This window comes from Streptomyces rapamycinicus NRRL 5491 (assembly GCF_024298965.1).
GTDB lineage: Bacteria > Actinomycetota > Actinomycetes > Streptomycetales > Streptomycetaceae > Streptomyces > Streptomyces rapamycinicus.
In genome coordinates this window covers 8,490,529-8,505,895 of record NZ_CP085193.1, presented here as the reverse complement: position 1 = coordinate 8,505,895, position 15,367 = coordinate 8,490,529, and the positions used below count along the sequence as shown (strand labels likewise).

Annotated in this window: 10 protein-coding genes; 5 read left to right on the top strand and 5 right to left on the bottom strand. The window is 72.3% G+C overall.

All coding sequences use genetic code 11. The features are described 5' to 3' along the window. Positions 1-94: 94 nt before the first annotated feature. The 3 genes from LIV37_RS35670 (at position 95) to LIV37_RS35660 (ending at position 2,861) form a co-directional block, all read left to right on the top strand. On the top strand, positions 95-469 hold the full coding sequence (locus LIV37_RS35670) for a hypothetical protein (protein ID WP_020871924.1): 375 nt from the start codon (positions 95-97) through the stop codon (positions 467-469). An 83-nt stretch (positions 470-552) separates the two neighbouring features. Continuing rightward, positions 553-1,659, top strand: a complete 1,107-nt coding sequence (locus LIV37_RS35665; RefSeq protein WP_121824113.1) for a hypothetical protein — start codon at positions 553-555, stop codon at positions 1,657-1,659. Continuing rightward, a complete protein-coding gene (locus LIV37_RS35660; RefSeq protein ID WP_020871922.1) occupies positions 1,656-2,861 on the top strand; it encodes a hypothetical protein in 1,206 nt (401 codons plus the stop codon). The genes LIV37_RS35665 and LIV37_RS35660 overlap by 4 nt, the downstream gene beginning before the upstream one ends. Positions 2,862-2,884: 23 nt before the next feature. Here LIV37_RS35660 and LIV37_RS35655 read toward each other — a convergent pair whose 3' ends face one another. Next, complete coding sequence (locus LIV37_RS35655; RefSeq protein WP_020871921.1) at positions 2,885-6,124, bottom strand: bifunctional [glutamine synthetase] adenylyltransferase/[glutamine synthetase]-adenylyl-L-tyrosine phosphorylase; 3,240 nt, start codon at positions 6,122-6,124, stop codon at positions 2,885-2,887. Between the two features lie 158 nt (positions 6,125-6,282). Continuing rightward, positions 6,283-7,644: a type I glutamate--ammonia ligase gene (gene glnA / locus LIV37_RS35650; protein WP_020871920.1), complete on the bottom strand. Its 1,362-nt coding sequence runs from the start codon at positions 7,642-7,644 to the stop codon at positions 6,283-6,285. Between the two features lie 435 nt (positions 7,645-8,079). Here glnA and LIV37_RS35645 point away from each other — a divergent pair, with 435 nt between their 5' ends. Together LIV37_RS35645 and LIV37_RS35640 are read left to right on the top strand one after the other, a co-directional pair. Continuing rightward, on the top strand, positions 8,080-9,786 hold the full coding sequence (locus LIV37_RS35645) for a multicopper oxidase family protein (protein WP_121824114.1): 1,707 nt from the start codon (positions 8,080-8,082) through the stop codon (positions 9,784-9,786). Positions 9,787-9,864: 78 nt separating this feature from the next. Then, positions 9,865-11,619, top strand: a complete 1,755-nt coding sequence (locus LIV37_RS35640) for an NAD+ synthase (protein ID WP_020871918.1) — start codon at positions 9,865-9,867, stop codon at positions 11,617-11,619. Between the two features lie 80 nt (positions 11,620-11,699). Here LIV37_RS35640 and LIV37_RS35635 read toward each other — a convergent pair whose 3' ends face one another. The 3 genes from LIV37_RS35635 to LIV37_RS35625 form a co-directional block, all read right to left on the bottom strand. Next, complete coding sequence (locus LIV37_RS35635; protein WP_020871917.1) at positions 11,700-12,488, bottom strand: alpha/beta fold hydrolase; 789 nt, start codon at positions 12,486-12,488, stop codon at positions 11,700-11,702. Between the two features lie 403 nt (positions 12,489-12,891). After that, positions 12,892-14,097 (bottom strand): MFS transporter, encoded by a 1,206-nt coding sequence (locus tag LIV37_RS35630; protein ID WP_121824115.1) that lies wholly within the window; start codon positions 14,095-14,097, stop codon positions 12,892-12,894. A 167-nt stretch (positions 14,098-14,264) separates the two neighbouring features. Next, positions 14,265-15,302, bottom strand: a complete 1,038-nt coding sequence (locus LIV37_RS35625; protein ID WP_020871915.1) for an endonuclease/exonuclease/phosphatase family protein — start codon at positions 15,300-15,302, stop codon at positions 14,265-14,267. Positions 15,303-15,367: the final 65 nt, after the last annotated feature.

The window sequence follows — 15,367 nt, the reverse complement described above, 5'->3', positions numbered from 1 at the left end:
CTCTCTCACTTCGGGGCCGCGAGGCCGGGGTGTGCCACCTGCGGAGTTACCGTGGCGCCACAGCTCCCCTTTCCCTCGGCGCCTGGAGGATTGCGTGCGGTACAAAGGGCCGCTTCCGAAGCGGGTCACCGGCCGGTTCAATGCCTGGATGGTCGGGCTGCGCGCCTCTCCGCGGTGGGGGCGACTGGTGAGCGGGCGGCTCACGGTCGTCACGTACACGGGGCGGCGGTCGGGGCGCACCTTCAGTACGCCGGTCGCCTATCGGCGCGCCGCCGACGTCGTCACGATCGCCGTCGCCATGCCCGAACGCAAGCTGTGGTGGCGCAACTTCACCGGTGAGGGCTGGCCGATATCGCTGGACCTGGACGGGAGCGGCCGGACCGGGCATGCCGTCGCTGACGTGGACGGCAAGGGGCGCGTCACCATCAGCGTGCGGCTGGACCACCCGCCCGCCGCGAGCGGCCGCTGACGCCTACGGAATTGCCATGACCTCTTCACGTCGTGGGCGGAGCCGCTGAGTAGGATCGACGGCCACACGGGGGAAGGTCATTAATGAAACAGTTGATGGGCGGCGCACGCCGCCGGGCCGTGTCGATCGCCGGCGCCGTCGCGGTGCTGGTGGCGGCCGGGGTCGGGACGTGGGCCACGGACACCTGGCCGTTCGACGGGAAAGACACCTACTGCTGGGGTGCGTGGAAAGAGGACAGCGGGCCGGACTTCCTGAGCGGCGACGCGCTGGACGAGGACAACGCCAGCCGTACGTCCAAGGAGACCGCGCCGACACCACGGCGCCAGCGCGGTCGGTGCACCGTGGCACTCCACTCCGAGCGCGCGGACAGCAGCGACGGCGGCAAGGTCGTGGAGCAGACCGAGATCACGGTCACCTACGGCCCCGCGCCCGAGGGCGCCGCGGAGCGCATGGAGTGGATCGGCGGCTACCTCGGCGACCGGGCGATGCCGCTGCCCGACGGGCTGCCGGGCGCCACCGACGGCCGGCACGCGCTGCTGGTGCTGCCGAAGGGGTGCGACGCCCGCGACGGGCGGCCGACCGCGGTGACGCTCGACTCGACGGCGCGGTCGGTCTACAGCGACTCCACCATGCCCGGCGACGCGGGGCTCGGCGGCTCCCAGTCCGTGGCCCGGTTGCTCGTCACGGCGGCCAACCACGCGATGGAGAAGGCGGGTTGCGCCCCGGCCGAGCCGCTCGAGGCGGTCTCGCCGATGCCCACACTGCCCGAGGAGGATGAGGACTTCTTCACCCGGGCCTGCCGGATCAGGGGCCTGGAGTTCGGCGAGAAGGCGGCCCGCGACCTGGAGTACCAGGTCGGTGCGGTCACCCGGGATCTCCAGTCCTGTTCGGTACGGACGCAGCGCGGTGAGGGCCGGTACTTCGACGCCCTGATGGTCGCCCAGCCGCGGCTCTCCGCGCTGTTCGACGGGGCCACGGGCAGCAAGGCACCGGCGCGCGGCTGGCGCGGTACGGGGTTCTTCGCCGACGACTACAAGGTCGTACGGGCCGACTGCGCGGGGCGCCCGCTCACCGTGCTGATGCTCGCCCCCTCCCTGCACGAGACGACTCCGTACTTCGCCGCCTTCGCCGACGCCGTGGCGCGACGCGTCGGTTGCGCGCCCGTCGCACCTGGGGGTTCCAGCCGATGAACGACTCCGAGAACAACGAGAACAGCGAAAGCAACGCGAGCAACGAAGCCAGCGAGAGCGGCACCCGCGTGCCGCTGCACGAGCGGCGCCGCCCCATGTGGCACTGGCAGCGCGTGGCCCGCTCCCGGCCCCGGCTGGGCGTGATCATGGCCGTGGTCGGAGCCGTCGTGGGAGCGCTGCTCGGCGGCGCGGGGGTGGCCTGGCGGGCCGAGGCGGGTCCGTTCGCGGACGACCGGGCCTGCTGGGGGGCGTTCGGGCAGGACGATGTGGCGGCGCTGTTCGACGGCAAGAGGGACATCGAGACCTCCGAGGTGCCCATCTCCACCGATCGCATCGGCACCGAGGGCCCCTCGGGCGAATGCCGTCTGACGTCGCCGCGCGGTCGGCGGATCACGGTCGAGACGCACCGGCTGGACTCCGGGTTCGGCGGCGCGGGCGACCGGTGGGCCGATGAGTTCCTCTCCGCGCGGCTCACCCCGCTGGGCGACGGGCTGCTGGGCATGGCCTCGGACACCCGGGCCTGGCTCGCGGTGCCCGACGGCTGTATCGGCCGGCCGAGCGGGCTGGACGTCAACGGCGGCCCCACCGTGATCGACATGGAGACCGGCTGGACCGTCTACGACGACGAGGTGGACACCGAGGCCCGCGACGCGCTCGCCCGCGCCGTGGTCAAGCTGGTCAACCACTACATGGCCGACGAGGGATGCACGGGCGAGCTCGCCGACCCGGTCCGCCGGATGTCCGGGCCGCCGCGGTCCCTGGACGAGAAGAAGGACGCGATGTGCGGCATCAAGGGGCTGCGGCTCCCGGCCGCGTTCACCCACGGGGCGAGGGGCGGCACCGTACTGACCCGGGGCGACGGCCCGGTGCGCACCTGCGACCGCGATGTGCTCTTCGGCCACCCCCAGCTGCGGCTGATGACCATCGAGGACCCCCGGCTCGCGATGCTCTACGAGGGGCTGTCCCGGGACGGCGCCAAGGCCCGGGTAAGCGCCGGTGAGCAGGATGGACACGGGTTCGTCCGCGACGACATGGGGCTGTTCCAGGCCGAGTGCCAGACCGGTCAGGTCACCTTCCTGGTCCGGGCGGAGAACGGCGACCACCCCGGCGACATCCGTACGATCCTCCCCCGCTACGTGGCCGCGGAGGCCGACCGGATCGGCTGCGGCCCGCTGCGCGTCACGCTGCCCGCGGACGGCTGAGCCGGGCCGCGCACCGCGGGAGTTCAGCTCTCGTAGTCGTAGAAGAGCCGCTCCACCACCGCCCGCGCCCGGCGGGTGGTGCGGCGGTAGTCCTCCAGCATCTCGCCGACGTGGCCGGGGCCGTAGCCCAAGTAGCGGCCCACGGCGGCCAGTTCGCGGACGTCCGTCGGGAAGGTGTCGCCGGGGCGGCCGCGGACGAGCATGACGGCGTTGCGGACGCGGCTGGCGAGGATCCACGCCTCGTCGAGGGTCTGGGCGTCCTCGGTGGAGATCAGCTCGGCGGCGTGGGCGGCGGCCAGGGCCTCGCGGGTGCGGGTGGTGCGCAGTCCGGGCTCGGCCCAGCCGTGGCGCATCTGGAGCAGCTGGACGGTCCATTCGACATCGCTGAGACCGCCGCGGCCCAGCTTGGCGTGGGTGGTGGGGTCGGCCCCGCGCGGCAGCCGCTCGGACTCCATCCGGGCCTTGAGCCGCCGGATCTCGCGGATCGCGTCCTCGCCCAGCCCCTCGGCCGGATACCGCAGGGGATCGATCAGCTCGATGAACCGCTCGCCGAGCCCGGGGTCGCCCGCCACCGGCTCGGCGCGCAGCAGCGCCTGGCTCTCCCAGACCAGCGACCAGCGGCGGTAGTAGGCGGCGTACGAGGCGAGGGTGCGCACCAGCGGCCCGGACTTGCCCTCGGGGCGCAGATCGGCGTCGATGAGCAGGGGCGGGTCCACGGTGGGGAGCTGGAGCAGCCGTCGCATCTCGTTGGCGACGGCGAAGGCGGCACGGGCGGCCTCCTGGTCGTCGGCGCCCTCGCGCGGCTCGTGGACGAAGAGGACGTCGGCGTCCGAGCCGTAGCTGAGCTCATGGCCGCCGAAGCGGCCGACGCCGATGACGGCGAAGCGGGTGGGCAGCTCATCGCCCCAGGTGTCGCGGACGGCGGCGCGCAGGGCCCCGGCGAGGGTCGCGGCGTTCAGATCGGAGAGGGCGTCGCCGACCATGTCGATCAGCATCGCGTCGTCCACGGGCGGTTCGGCCGCGGGGGCGGCGGGCCGGGGCGGCACATGGGGTTCGGAGTCCCGCAGGGCGCTGGGCACCTCGGGCGCCTTGGCCGGTGCGGGGGCCTTGGCCGGTACGGGGGCGGCCGCCCCGGCGGCCCGGCCCGGCGTCTGATCGCCCGACGGCGGCCAGCTCACGGTCGGGCGCACCTCGCCGTTGGCCAGCCGGGCGCTTTCGATGATGTCCGCGGCCGCCGTACGGAACATCTCGCGCCGCCGCACCCCGCGCGCCGCCGCGACGGCCTGCTCGGCGCCGTCGGCGCGGCCGACCGCGGCCAGCACCTCCTGCTCCAGATGGGCCCGGCCGCGCGGGCGCAGCCCCTCCAGGTCGCCGAGCAGGGCGACCGCCTCGGGGGCGCGCAGCAGCAGGTCGGGGGCGAGCCGCCCGGCGGAGAGCACCCGGGCCAGGTTCTCGGCGGCGGCGCCCTCGTCCCGCAGCAGCCGCAGGTACCAGGGCGTCTTGCCCAGCGCGTCCGAGACCTTGCGGAAGCCCAGCAGCCCGGCGTCCGGGTCGGCGGAGTCGGCGAACCAGCCCAGCAGCACGGGCAGCAGCGTCCGCTGGATCGCCGCCTTGCGGGTCACCCCGGACGCCAGGGCCTCCAGATGGCGCAGCGCACCGGCCGGGTCCGCGTACCCCAGGGCGGTGAGCCGCTGACCGGCCGCCTCGGAGCTGAGCCGGATCTCACCGGGCTGGAGCTGGGCGACGGCGTCCAGCAGCGGCCGGTAGAAGAGCTTCTCGTGCAGCCGCCGCACTTCGCGGGCGTGCCGCCGCCAGGCGGTGCCCAGCTCGGTCACCGGCTCGGTGCGGAACCCCAGCGACCGGCCGAGGCGGCGCTGGTCGGCCTCGCCCTCGGGCATCAGATGGGTGCGGCGCAGCCGGTAGAGCTGGAGGCGGTGCTCCATGGTGCGCAGGAAGCGGTACGCGTCGTCCAGCGCGGCGGCGTCGGTGCGCCCCACATAGCCGCCGGCGGCCAGGGCCGCGAGCGCGTCCAGCGTCGTACCGCTGCGCAGCGACTCGTCGGACCGTCCGTGCACCAACTGGAGCAGCTGGACGGCGAACTCGACGTCGCGCAGGCCGCCGGGGCCCAGCTTGAGCTCGCGGTCGACCTCGGACACGGGGATGTTCTCGACCACGCGGCGGCGCATCTGCTGGACGTCGGGGATGAAGTTCTCGCGCTCGACGGCCTGCCAGACCATGGGCGCGAGGGCGTCCACGTACGCCTGGCCGAGCGCGGCGTCGCCCGCCATCGGACGTGCCTTCAGCAGCGCCTGGAACTCCCAGGTCTTGGCCCAGCGCTGGTAGTACGCCAGATGGCTGGAGAGGGTGCGCACCAGCGGGCCGTTGCGCCCCTCGGGGCGGAGGTTGGCGTCGACGGGCCAGATGGTGCCCTCGACGGTGACGTCGGAGCAGACGCGCATCAGCCGCGAGGCGAGCCGGGTGGCGGCCCGTACCGCCTCGTCCTCCTCGACGCCCTCGACGGCCTCCGCCACGAAGATCACGTCCACGTCGGAGACGTAATTGAGCTCGCGGCCGCCGCATTTGCCCATGCCGATCACGGCCAGCCGGCAGGCGGCCGCGTCCTGCGGCTGCTCCTCGGCCGCGATCTCCAGCGCGGCCCGCACGGTCGCGGTCGCCAGGTCGGCCAGCTCGGCGGCCGTCTGGGTGATGTCGGTGGTGCCGCACACATCGCGGGCGGCGATGGCCAGCAGCGCCCGGCGGTAGGCGACGCGCAGCGCGTCGGGCCGGGGCCTCCCCGCCCCGGGCGCGCCCCAGACCCCCTCGGCCAGGGCCCGCTCGAACTCGGGGGTGGCGGGGTGCAGATCGGCCGACTCGTAGGTCACCAGGGCGTGCCAGTCGCCCGGGTGGCGGGCGAGGTGGTCGCCCAGCGCCTCGGAGGCGCCGAGCACCCCGAGCAGCCGGTCGCGCAGCGGTTTGGCGGTGACGAGGGTGTCCAGCAGCGCCTGCCGGGACCCGGCCCGCTGCCCGCCGTCCTCCTTCTCCTCCGCGTCCTCCTCGGGCAGCGCCTCGACGAGCCGTACCAGCCCGAGCAGCGCCAGATCGGGGTCGGCGGTCGCGCCGAGCGCCTCCAGCAGCACCGGATCGCTCCGCACCGCGGCCAGCTCGGGCGCGTCCAGCAGCCGCTGCGCCGTCGAGGCGTCGGTGAAACCGTGCCGCAGCAGCCGGGTGATATTGCTGCTCCTGCGTCCCTGCGGTACGGCCATCCCGCCGCCTCCCGTCCTGGTCGACTCCGCGCCGCTCGACCACGCGCACACCCGTGATCAAAGGCGCCGCTGACGAGCCTAAGCGACCCCGAGGGCGAAGCGGCAGGTCCGGGCGGTGACGGACGCGGACACGGCCCGCGCCCGCCCGCGCGCCGCGGCTACAGCACCGGCAGGTTCTTCCGGAGTTCGAACGGGGTCACCTCGGAGCGGTACTCCTCCCACTCCTGCTTCTTGTTGCGCAGGAAGAAGTCGAAGACATGCTCCCCGAGGGTCTCGGCGACCAGTTCGCTGCGCTCCATGAGGTCGATCGCCTCGCCCAGGTTCTGCGGGAGGGGCTCGATGCCGAGGGAGCGGCGTTCGGCGTCGGAGAGGGCCCAGACGTCGTCGTCGGCGCCGGCCGGGAGTTCGTAGCCGCCCTCGATGCCCTTGAGGCCGGCGGCGAGGAGGACCGCGTAGGCCAGGTAGGGGTTGGCGCCGGTGTCCAGGGAGCGGACCTCGACGCGGGTGGAGCCCGTCTTGCCGGGCTTGTAGAGGGGGACGCGGACGAGGGCGGAGCGGTTGTTGTGGCCCCAGCAGATGTAGGAGGGGGCCTCGCCGCCCGCGCCGGCGGTGCGCTCGGAGCCGCCCCAGATGCGCTTGTAGGAGTTGACCCACTGGTTGGTGACGGCGGAGATCTCCCCGGCGTGGCGCAGCAGCCCCGCGATGAAGGAGCGGCCCACCTTGGAGAGCTGGAACTCGGAGCCGGACTCGTAGAAGGCGTTGCGGTCGCCCTCGAAGAGGGAGAGGTGGGTGTGCATGCCCGAGCCGGGGAACTCCGAGAAGGGCTTCGGCATGAAGGTGGCCTGCACACCCTGCTCCAGCGCGACCTGCTTCATGACCAGGCGGAAGGTCATGATGTTGTCGGCGGTGGAGAGCGCGTCGGCGTAGCGCAGATCGATCTCCTGCTGGCCGGGGGCGCCCTCGTGGTGGGAGAACTCGACCGAGATGCCCATCGATTCGAGCATGGTGATCGCCTGGCGGCGGAAGTCCATGCCGATGTTCTGCGGGGTGTGGTCGAAGTAGCCCGAGGAGTCGGCGGGCACCGGGCGGCTGCCGTCCACCGGCTTCTGCTTGAGCAGGAAGAACTCGATCTCGGGGTGGGTGTAGAAGGTGAACCCGAGGTCGGAGGTCTTGGCGAGGATGCGCTTCAGGACGAAGCGGGGGTCGGCGAAGGACGGTGAGCCGTCCGGCATCAGGATGTCGCAGAACATCCGGGCTGTCCCGGGGGCCTCGGCGCGCCAGGGCAGGATCTGGAACGTCCCCGGGTCCGGCTTGGCGATCATGTCGGACTCGTAGACCCGGGCGAAGCCCTCGATCGCGGAGCCGTCGAATCCGATGCCCTCGTCGAAGGCGCCCTCGAGCTCGGCCGGCGCGACGGCCACGGACTTCAGGAAGCCGAGCACATCGGTGAACCAGAGCCGTACGAACCGGATGTCGCGCTCTTCGAGCGTGCGGAGCACGAACTCCTGCTGCTTATCCATGGTCCCCAATCCTTGCAGGTCAAACGGCTCTTTGCGCGGGCGCGGGGCACCTTCCGCATCCCCAGTATCACGCGGCGGGATTTCACGGAGGTTTCGGCCGGTCGCCCCGGTCTCCCCTCACCTCACCACGATGGGTGCATCGTACTTTCACCCGGCCGGTCCCGGACCCGACCGTTCCGCCCCCTGCGTGGCGCCTGCCGGGGCTCCATACCCCTTGGGGGTAGGGTGCCGAATATCACGATGATCAAACGGTCAGATGATGATCTGATCGTCTGAACGGTCAGATGGAGGCGCGATGCGGCGAGGCCTCTCACCCCAGAGCCGATCGCTGATGCGGCGCATAGAGCGGCGCGTCGGCCGCCCGCCCTCCCGGCGGCGTGGTGGACGCGCCGACCCTCACGCATCCGGCACACATCAGCATTGGGGTACTGACTCATGCACGAAAAGACTCGCCGTGCCGTGCTCGGCACGGGCATCGCCGCCGCGGGCAGCGGTCTGCTCGCCGCCTGCGGCTCCCCCGGCCCCCGCCCCCGCGCCGGAGGCCCCGACGGCGTGGACGGCAACGCGATGGGCGCCCCCGCCAGGCCCGGCGCGCCCGCGGACGACACCCCGGCGCAGTACGTCTCCCCCCACGGCCCGGAGGTCGCCGCGACCGAGCGGCGGCGGGGCCCAGGCCCGGTACGCACCTTCCGGCTCACCGCCACCGCGACCACCCTGGACATCGGCGCCCGCAAGGTGACGTCCTGGGCGTACGAGGACCAGGTGCCGGGCCGGGAGATCCGGGTGACGGCGGGCGACACGATCGCGCTCACCCTCGCCAACAACCTGCCGCAGCCCACCACGCTGCACTGGCACGGCATCCGGCTGCGCAACGACATGGACGGCGTCCCCGGGGTGACCCAGCGGCCGATCAAGACCGGCGCCGCCTTCGACTACCGCTTCACCGCGTTCTACCCGGGCACGTACTGGATCCATCCGCATTCGGGCGTCCAGCTGGACCGGGGGCTGTACGCACCGCTGATCGTGGAGGATCCGAAGGAGCCGCTGGAGTACGACAAGGAGTGGGTCGTCGTCCTGGACGACTGGCTCGACGGGGTGGGCGGCCGCACCCCGGACAAGGAGTTCGACCGGCTCAACGCGGGCAAGGGCGGCGCGGTCGGCCATGCGATGGACGACGGCTCGATGGGCGGCGGCTCGGCGGACGACGACGGCAAGCGCGGGGCCAAGGCCACGGCGACGGCCAGGGCCAAAGCCACGGCCACCGCCAAAGCCACCGCCGCGGGCGGGGCCAAGCGTGGCCGGGCCCGGCCCTCGGCGCGGAAGAAGAAGGCCGCGCCCATGGAGAGCCGCCTGCTGGGCGGCCACGCGGGCGACGTCACCTACCCCTACTACCTGGTCAACGGCCGCAGCCCCGAATCCCCGCAGGTCTTCCGCGCCAAGCGCGGCGACCGGGTCCGTATCCGCATCATCAACGCGGGCGGCGACACCGCCTTCCGCGTCGCCCTCGGCGGCCACCGGATGACCGTCACCCACACCGACGGCTACCCCGTCGTACCGGCCAAGACGGACGCGCTGCTGCTGGGCATGGGCGAGCGCTACGACGTACTGGTCACCGTCAAGGACGGGGTCTTCCCGCTCGCCGTGATCGCCGAGGGCAAGGGGCGGTCCGCGATGGCGGTGCTGCGCACCCGCGGCAAGAACCCGGTGAAGTTCCCGCGCCCCAAGGAGCTGGACGGCGAGCTGCTCACGGCGGACCGGCTGAAGGCGGCGGAGGACGTCCGGCTGACGCCCAAGGAGCCCGACCGCATCATCCGGATGCGGCTCACCGGCTCGATGCGACGCTGGGACTGGGCGATCAACGGCCGGCCGTACGACCCCTCGCAGCGCTATCCGGTACGGCAGGGTGAGCGGGTGCGGATCTCGTTCATCAACGGCACCGACATGTGGCATCCGGTCCATCTGCACGGCCACACCTTCGCGCTGCCGGACGGCGGCCCCCGTAAGGACACCACGGTCCTGCTGCCGCACCACAAGGTGAACGTGGACCTGGACGCCGACAACCCGGGGCTGTGGATGGTCCACTGCCACAACGTCTACCACTCGGAGTCCGGGATGATGACCATCCTCGGTTACCAGAAGTGAGGCCGGGCGTGACCGGCGTGAGAAGGGAGACACCCCCGGCCCCGGCTATCGCGTCAGACAGACGATTACACTGGGCGCGTGCCTCAACTTCGCCTCGCTCTGAACCAGATCGACTCGACCGTCGGCGACCTCGACGGCAACACCGAATCGATACTCCACTGGACCCGGCACTCCGCCGAGCAGGGCGCCCATCTGGTGGCGTTCCCCGAGATGGTGCTGACCGGCTACCCCGTCGAGGACCTGGCGCTGCGCTCGTCCTTCGTCGAGGCGTCGCGCGCCGCGCTGCACTCGCTCGCCGAGCGGCTGAACGCCGAGGGGCTGGGCGAGGTGCCGGTGGTCGTCGGCTACCTCGACCGCAGCGAGCGCGCCCGGCGCTACGGCCAGCCGGCCGGGTCGCCGCAGAACGCGGGCGCCGTGCTGCACCGGGGCGCGGTCGTCCTGACCTTCGCCAAGCACCATCTGCCGAACTACGGCGTCTTCGACGAGTTCCGCTACTTCGTGCCCGGCGACACCCTGCCCATGGTCCGCGTCCACGGCGTCGACGTGGCGCTCGCCATCTGCGAGGACCTGTGGCAGGACGGCGGCCGGGTGCCGGCCAGCTGCTCGGCGGGGGCCGGACTGCTGCTGTCGATCAACGCCTCGCCGTACGAGCGGGAGAAGGACGACACCCGGCTGGACCTGGTGCGCAAGCGGGCCCAGGAGGCGGGCTGCACCACCGCGTACCTGGCCATGATCGGCGGCCAGGACGAGCTGGTCTTCGACGGCGACTCGATCGTCGTGGACCGGGACGGCGAAGTCATCGCGCGGGCCCCGCAGTTCGCCGAGGGCTGTGTGCTGCTCGACCTCGATCTGCCCGCCGCCGACCCGGGCCCGGTCCCCGAGGGCGTCGTGGACGACGGGCTCCGCATCGACCACGTCACCCTCTCCGCCGACCCACTGCCCCGCTACGAGCCGGAGCTCGCGGGCGGCGAGGCCGAGCGGCTCGGGGACGACGAGGAGATCTACACGGCGCTGGTCGTGGGGCTGCGGGCCTATGTGGCGAAGAACGGATTCCGCAGTGTGCTGATCGGGCTCTCCGGCGGGATCGACTCCTCGCTCGTCGCCGCCATCGCGTGTGACGCGGTCGGCGCGCAGAACGTGTACGGCGTCGCGATGCCCTCGCGCTACTCCTCCGAGCACTCGATCGACGACGCGGCCGAGCTGGCGCGGCGCACCGGGCTGAACTTCCGCACGGTCCCGATCGCCCCGATGTTCGACGCCTATATGGGCTCCCTGGGCCTCACCGGGCTGGCCGAGGAGAACCTCCAGTCGCGGCTGCGCGGCACGATGCTGATGGCGATCTCCAACCAGGAGGGCCACATCGTCCTCGCCCCGGGCAACAAGTCCGAGCTGGCCTGCGGCTACTCCACGCTCTACGGGGACTCGGTCGGCGCGTACGGCCCGATCAAGGACGTCTACAAGACCTCCGTCTTCCGGCTGTCGAAATGGCGGAACCGTGCGGCGGAGGAGCGGGGCCAGACCCCGCCCATCCCCGAGAACTCGATCACCAAGCCGCCCAGCGCCGAACTGCGCCCCGGCCAGGTCGACACCGACTCGCTCCCCGACTACGACGTACTCGACCGGATCCTGGAGCTGTATGTCGACCGCGACCAGGGGCGCACCGAGATCGTGGCGGCGGGATACGACGACGCGCTGGTGACCCGGATCCTGCGGATGGTGGACACCGCCGAGTACAAGCGCCGGCAGTACCCGCCGGGCACGAAGATCTCCGCGAAGGGCTTCGGCAAGGACCGCCGGCTGCCCATCACCAACCGCTGGCGGGAACACGTCTGAGCCTCTTGACCCGGCTGAGCCTCTTGGGCGGCGTTACGCGCGGTACGCACGGCGCCCTATGACCGCGCCATGACCGCGTCCTATGACCGCGCCTCCTGGGCGTCCAGGAACGTCCTGATCAGGCCCAGCCACGCGGCGGGCGCCTCCGCGAACGGCAGATGGCCGGATGCCAGCTCGGCGAGGCGCGCCCCGGGGATCGCGTCCGCCACCTGACGGTGGTGGTACGGCGTGGCCATCGCGTCCAGCGTCGTGGAGATCACCAGGGTGGGCACCCGGATCCGGCCCAGATCCTCGCGGACGTCGATCCGGCCGACCAGTTCGACCTGGTCGATCGCGCCGGGCGGCACCGAGGCGCGGGCGCCCTCGATCACCGTGCCGAGCTCCTCGGGCGTCATCCGGTCCAGAAAGGGCGCGCCCGCGCCGATGAGCGCCGTCCAACGGGCGGTCGCCTCCTGGTCGCCCGAGCGGAGATGGCGCAGCCAGTCGTCCACCAGGAGCCGCATCCGGGCGCTGGGATGGGCGAAGGTCGCGGTCAGGACCAGCGCGGTGACCCGCTCCGGATGGCGGGTGGCGGCACGCAGGGCGACCGGCCCGCCGAGGGAGTATCCGGCGATCGCGAAGGTGTCCAGACCCTCCTCGACGGCCGTGGCCACGAGCTGGTCGGCCAGGGTGTCGAGATCCAGCGGCCCGCTCGCGCGCGGGGTGCGGCCGGAGCCGGGATAGTCGGGGCCGACCACCCGGTGGCGCTCGGCGAGGCCGTCCAGGATCGGGCCGTAGTTCCCCTCGATGGAGCCGGTCCCGCCATGGGCGAGCAGCAGCCCGGGGCCGGTGCCCCGGACGATGCGGGCCAGGGGTGAGGTGCTGGTCATCAGGTGTGTCCTTACGTTTCACGGCTGATGACGGGACGCTAAAGCCTCACATAGATGTCAAAGTCAAGCGAACGGGTCCCGGGCCCGCCCCGGCTGTGGACCCGGCCGCCCCGGGCAACGGAGCGGGGGCCTCTTGTGACGCCTGCGGCGGGCTGTTCCCCTCCCCGCCCCTTCCCGAAACCGGGGCTCCGCCCCAGGCCCCGGAGGGCCGGGACCCCGCCCAGGCCCGGAGAGCCGAGGCCCCGCCCCAAAACCGGAACCAGGACCCCGCCCCCAAACCCCCGAACCGGGGCTCCGACCCCAGCGGGTTCCAGGGGTCTGGGGCGGAGCCCCAGTTGTGGGGAGGGGCGGGGTGGGGAACAAGCCCGCCGCAGGCGTCACCACCCGCCGGATACCCGGTTGCTCAGCCCACCTCGGACATCCGCGGCAGCGACTCGCTACTCGCGACAACCCGCGAGCCCCCCGCCGGAGCCCGATCCGTCAGCCCCGCGATCAGCGCGACCGCGAGGCCGATCACCGCGAGCACCGCACCGACCAGCGTCGGGGAGGTCCAGCCCCAGCCCGCCGCGATGGCGGCGCCGCCGAGCCACGCGCCACCGGCGTTGGCCAGGTTGAACGCGGAGTGGTTGGAGGCGGAGGCCAGCGTCGGCGCGTGCTGGGCCTTGTTCATCACCAGCATCTGGAGCGGGGTGGTGGTCATGAAGCCGACCGCGCCCAGCACCACGACCGACAGCAGCGCCGCCCACTTCACATGCACCGTGAAGTCGAAGGCCACGAGCACGGCGGCCAGCGCCGCCAGCGAGCCGTAGAGCGTCGGCCGCAGCGCCCGGTCGGTGAGCGGACCGGCGACCAGGGCGCCCAGCGTCATGCCGATGCCGAACAGCGCCAGCACCAGCGTGACCGTCGATTCACCGAACCCGGTGACCTCGGTCATCATCGAGGCGAGGTAGCTGTAGACGGCGAAGACACCGGCGAAGCCGAAGACGGCGGTGAGCAGCCCCAGCAGCACCTGGCGGTCGCGCAGCGCGCCGAGCTCCTGGCGCAGCCCGGCGTGCTGCTCGTGGGAGATCTGCGGGACGAGCCGGGCGAGCGCGGCCATGGCGACGACGCCGATCGCGGCGACGACCAGGAAGGTCGCGCGCCAGCCGAGGTTCTGGCCGAGCAGGGTGGCCACGGGGACGCCGACGATGTTGGCGATGGTCAGGCCGAGGAACATGGTGGCGACCGCGCGGGCCCGCCGGTCCTCGGTCACCAGCCGCGCGGCGACCACCGCGCCGACGCCGAAGAACGCGCCGTGGGGCAGCCCGGCGAGCACTCGGCCCGCGATCAGCAGCCCGAAGTTGGGGGCGAGGGCGGAGGCGAGGTTGCCCACCGTGAAGAGCGCCATGAGCAACACGAGCATCCGCTTGCGCGGGATACGGGAACCGAGGGCGGTCAGCAGCGGAGCGCCCACCACGACTCCGATGGCGTAGGCGGAGACGAGGTATCCGGCCGTGGGCACCGAGGTGTCCAGATCATTCGCGACATTGGGCAGCAGGCCCATCATCACGAATTCGGTAGTACCAATGCCGAAGGCGCTCACAGCAAGGGCGAGCAGGGCCAGGGGCATGAGAGACCTTTCAAACGAAGGAGAAACGTGCAGGGATGCATATGTTCTCTAGCTGAACAAAGTCTCTCACGCAGAATGTTCCCGAGCAGATCCCCAAGATGAACGGCACGTAAGATCTCGCCGGGTGCCCCGTGAGCTATGTCACCCGACGGCCCTGGGACGCAGGCTCAGTAGTCGACCGACGCCGCCAGCGGAAGGTGATCGCTGCCGGTCCTGGGCAGCGCCCACGCCGAGACCGGATCCAGCCCCCGCACCATGATCTGGTCGATCCGCGCCATCGGGAACGAGGCGGGCCAGCTGAAGCCGAAGCCGTCGCCCGCCGCGCCCTGGGCGGACCGCATCTGCGCGGTGACGGGGGCGAGCGCGCGGTCGTTCATGGTGCCGTTCAGATCGCCGAGCAGGATCACCTTGTTCAGCGGCTCCCGGGCGATGGCCTGGCCCAGCGCCTCGGCGCTGTCGTCGCGCTGCCCGGCGGTGAAGCCCGCGTTGAACTTCACCCGCACCGAGGGCAGATGCGCCACATAGACGCCGACCTCACCGCGCGGGGTGGCGACGGCGGTGCGCAGCGCCCGCGTCCAGCCCAGCTTGATGTCCACCGGCTTGGTGCCGGACAGCGGGTACTTGCTCCACAGCCCCACCGTGCCCTGCACGGTGTGGTAGCGGTAGGTGCCCGCCAGGGCCCGCTCGTACGTCGGCACGGCCGAGTCCGTCAGCTCCTCCAGGGCCACCACATCGGCGCCCGAGGCGGCCACGTCCTTCGCGGTGCCGGTCGGATCGGCGTTCTCCGCGTTGACGTTGTGGGTGACGACGGTCAGTTCACCGCCGCCGCCGGACTTGTCGGAGAACATCAGTCCGCCGAAGAGGTTCAGCCAGACGGCGACGGGCAGCACCAGCGCCAGCACGGCGCTGGCCGACCGCCGCACCAGGCCGAGCACCAGCAGCACCGGCAGGAACAGGCCCAGCCACGGCAGGAAGGTCTCCAGCAGCGAGCCGAGGTTGCCCACCCGGTTGGGGATGTCGGCGTGGAAGATCATGACCAGGGCGAGCAGGACCGCGATCGCCGCCAGCACCAGTCCGCGCCGCCAGATGCCGCGATCGTTCCGGAGCCGGCCGGACAGCCGGTCGAACAGGCGGCCGATCCGGGAGCCCGATTGCTGGGGCGCGTCCCCGAGCTGTCCCGTCTCCTGCGTGTGCGCCTGCGTCATTCGCTGTCCCTCACTGCCTCAACTGCCGCGCCTTGGACTACGACCCTAGGTGATGACCAGGGCTT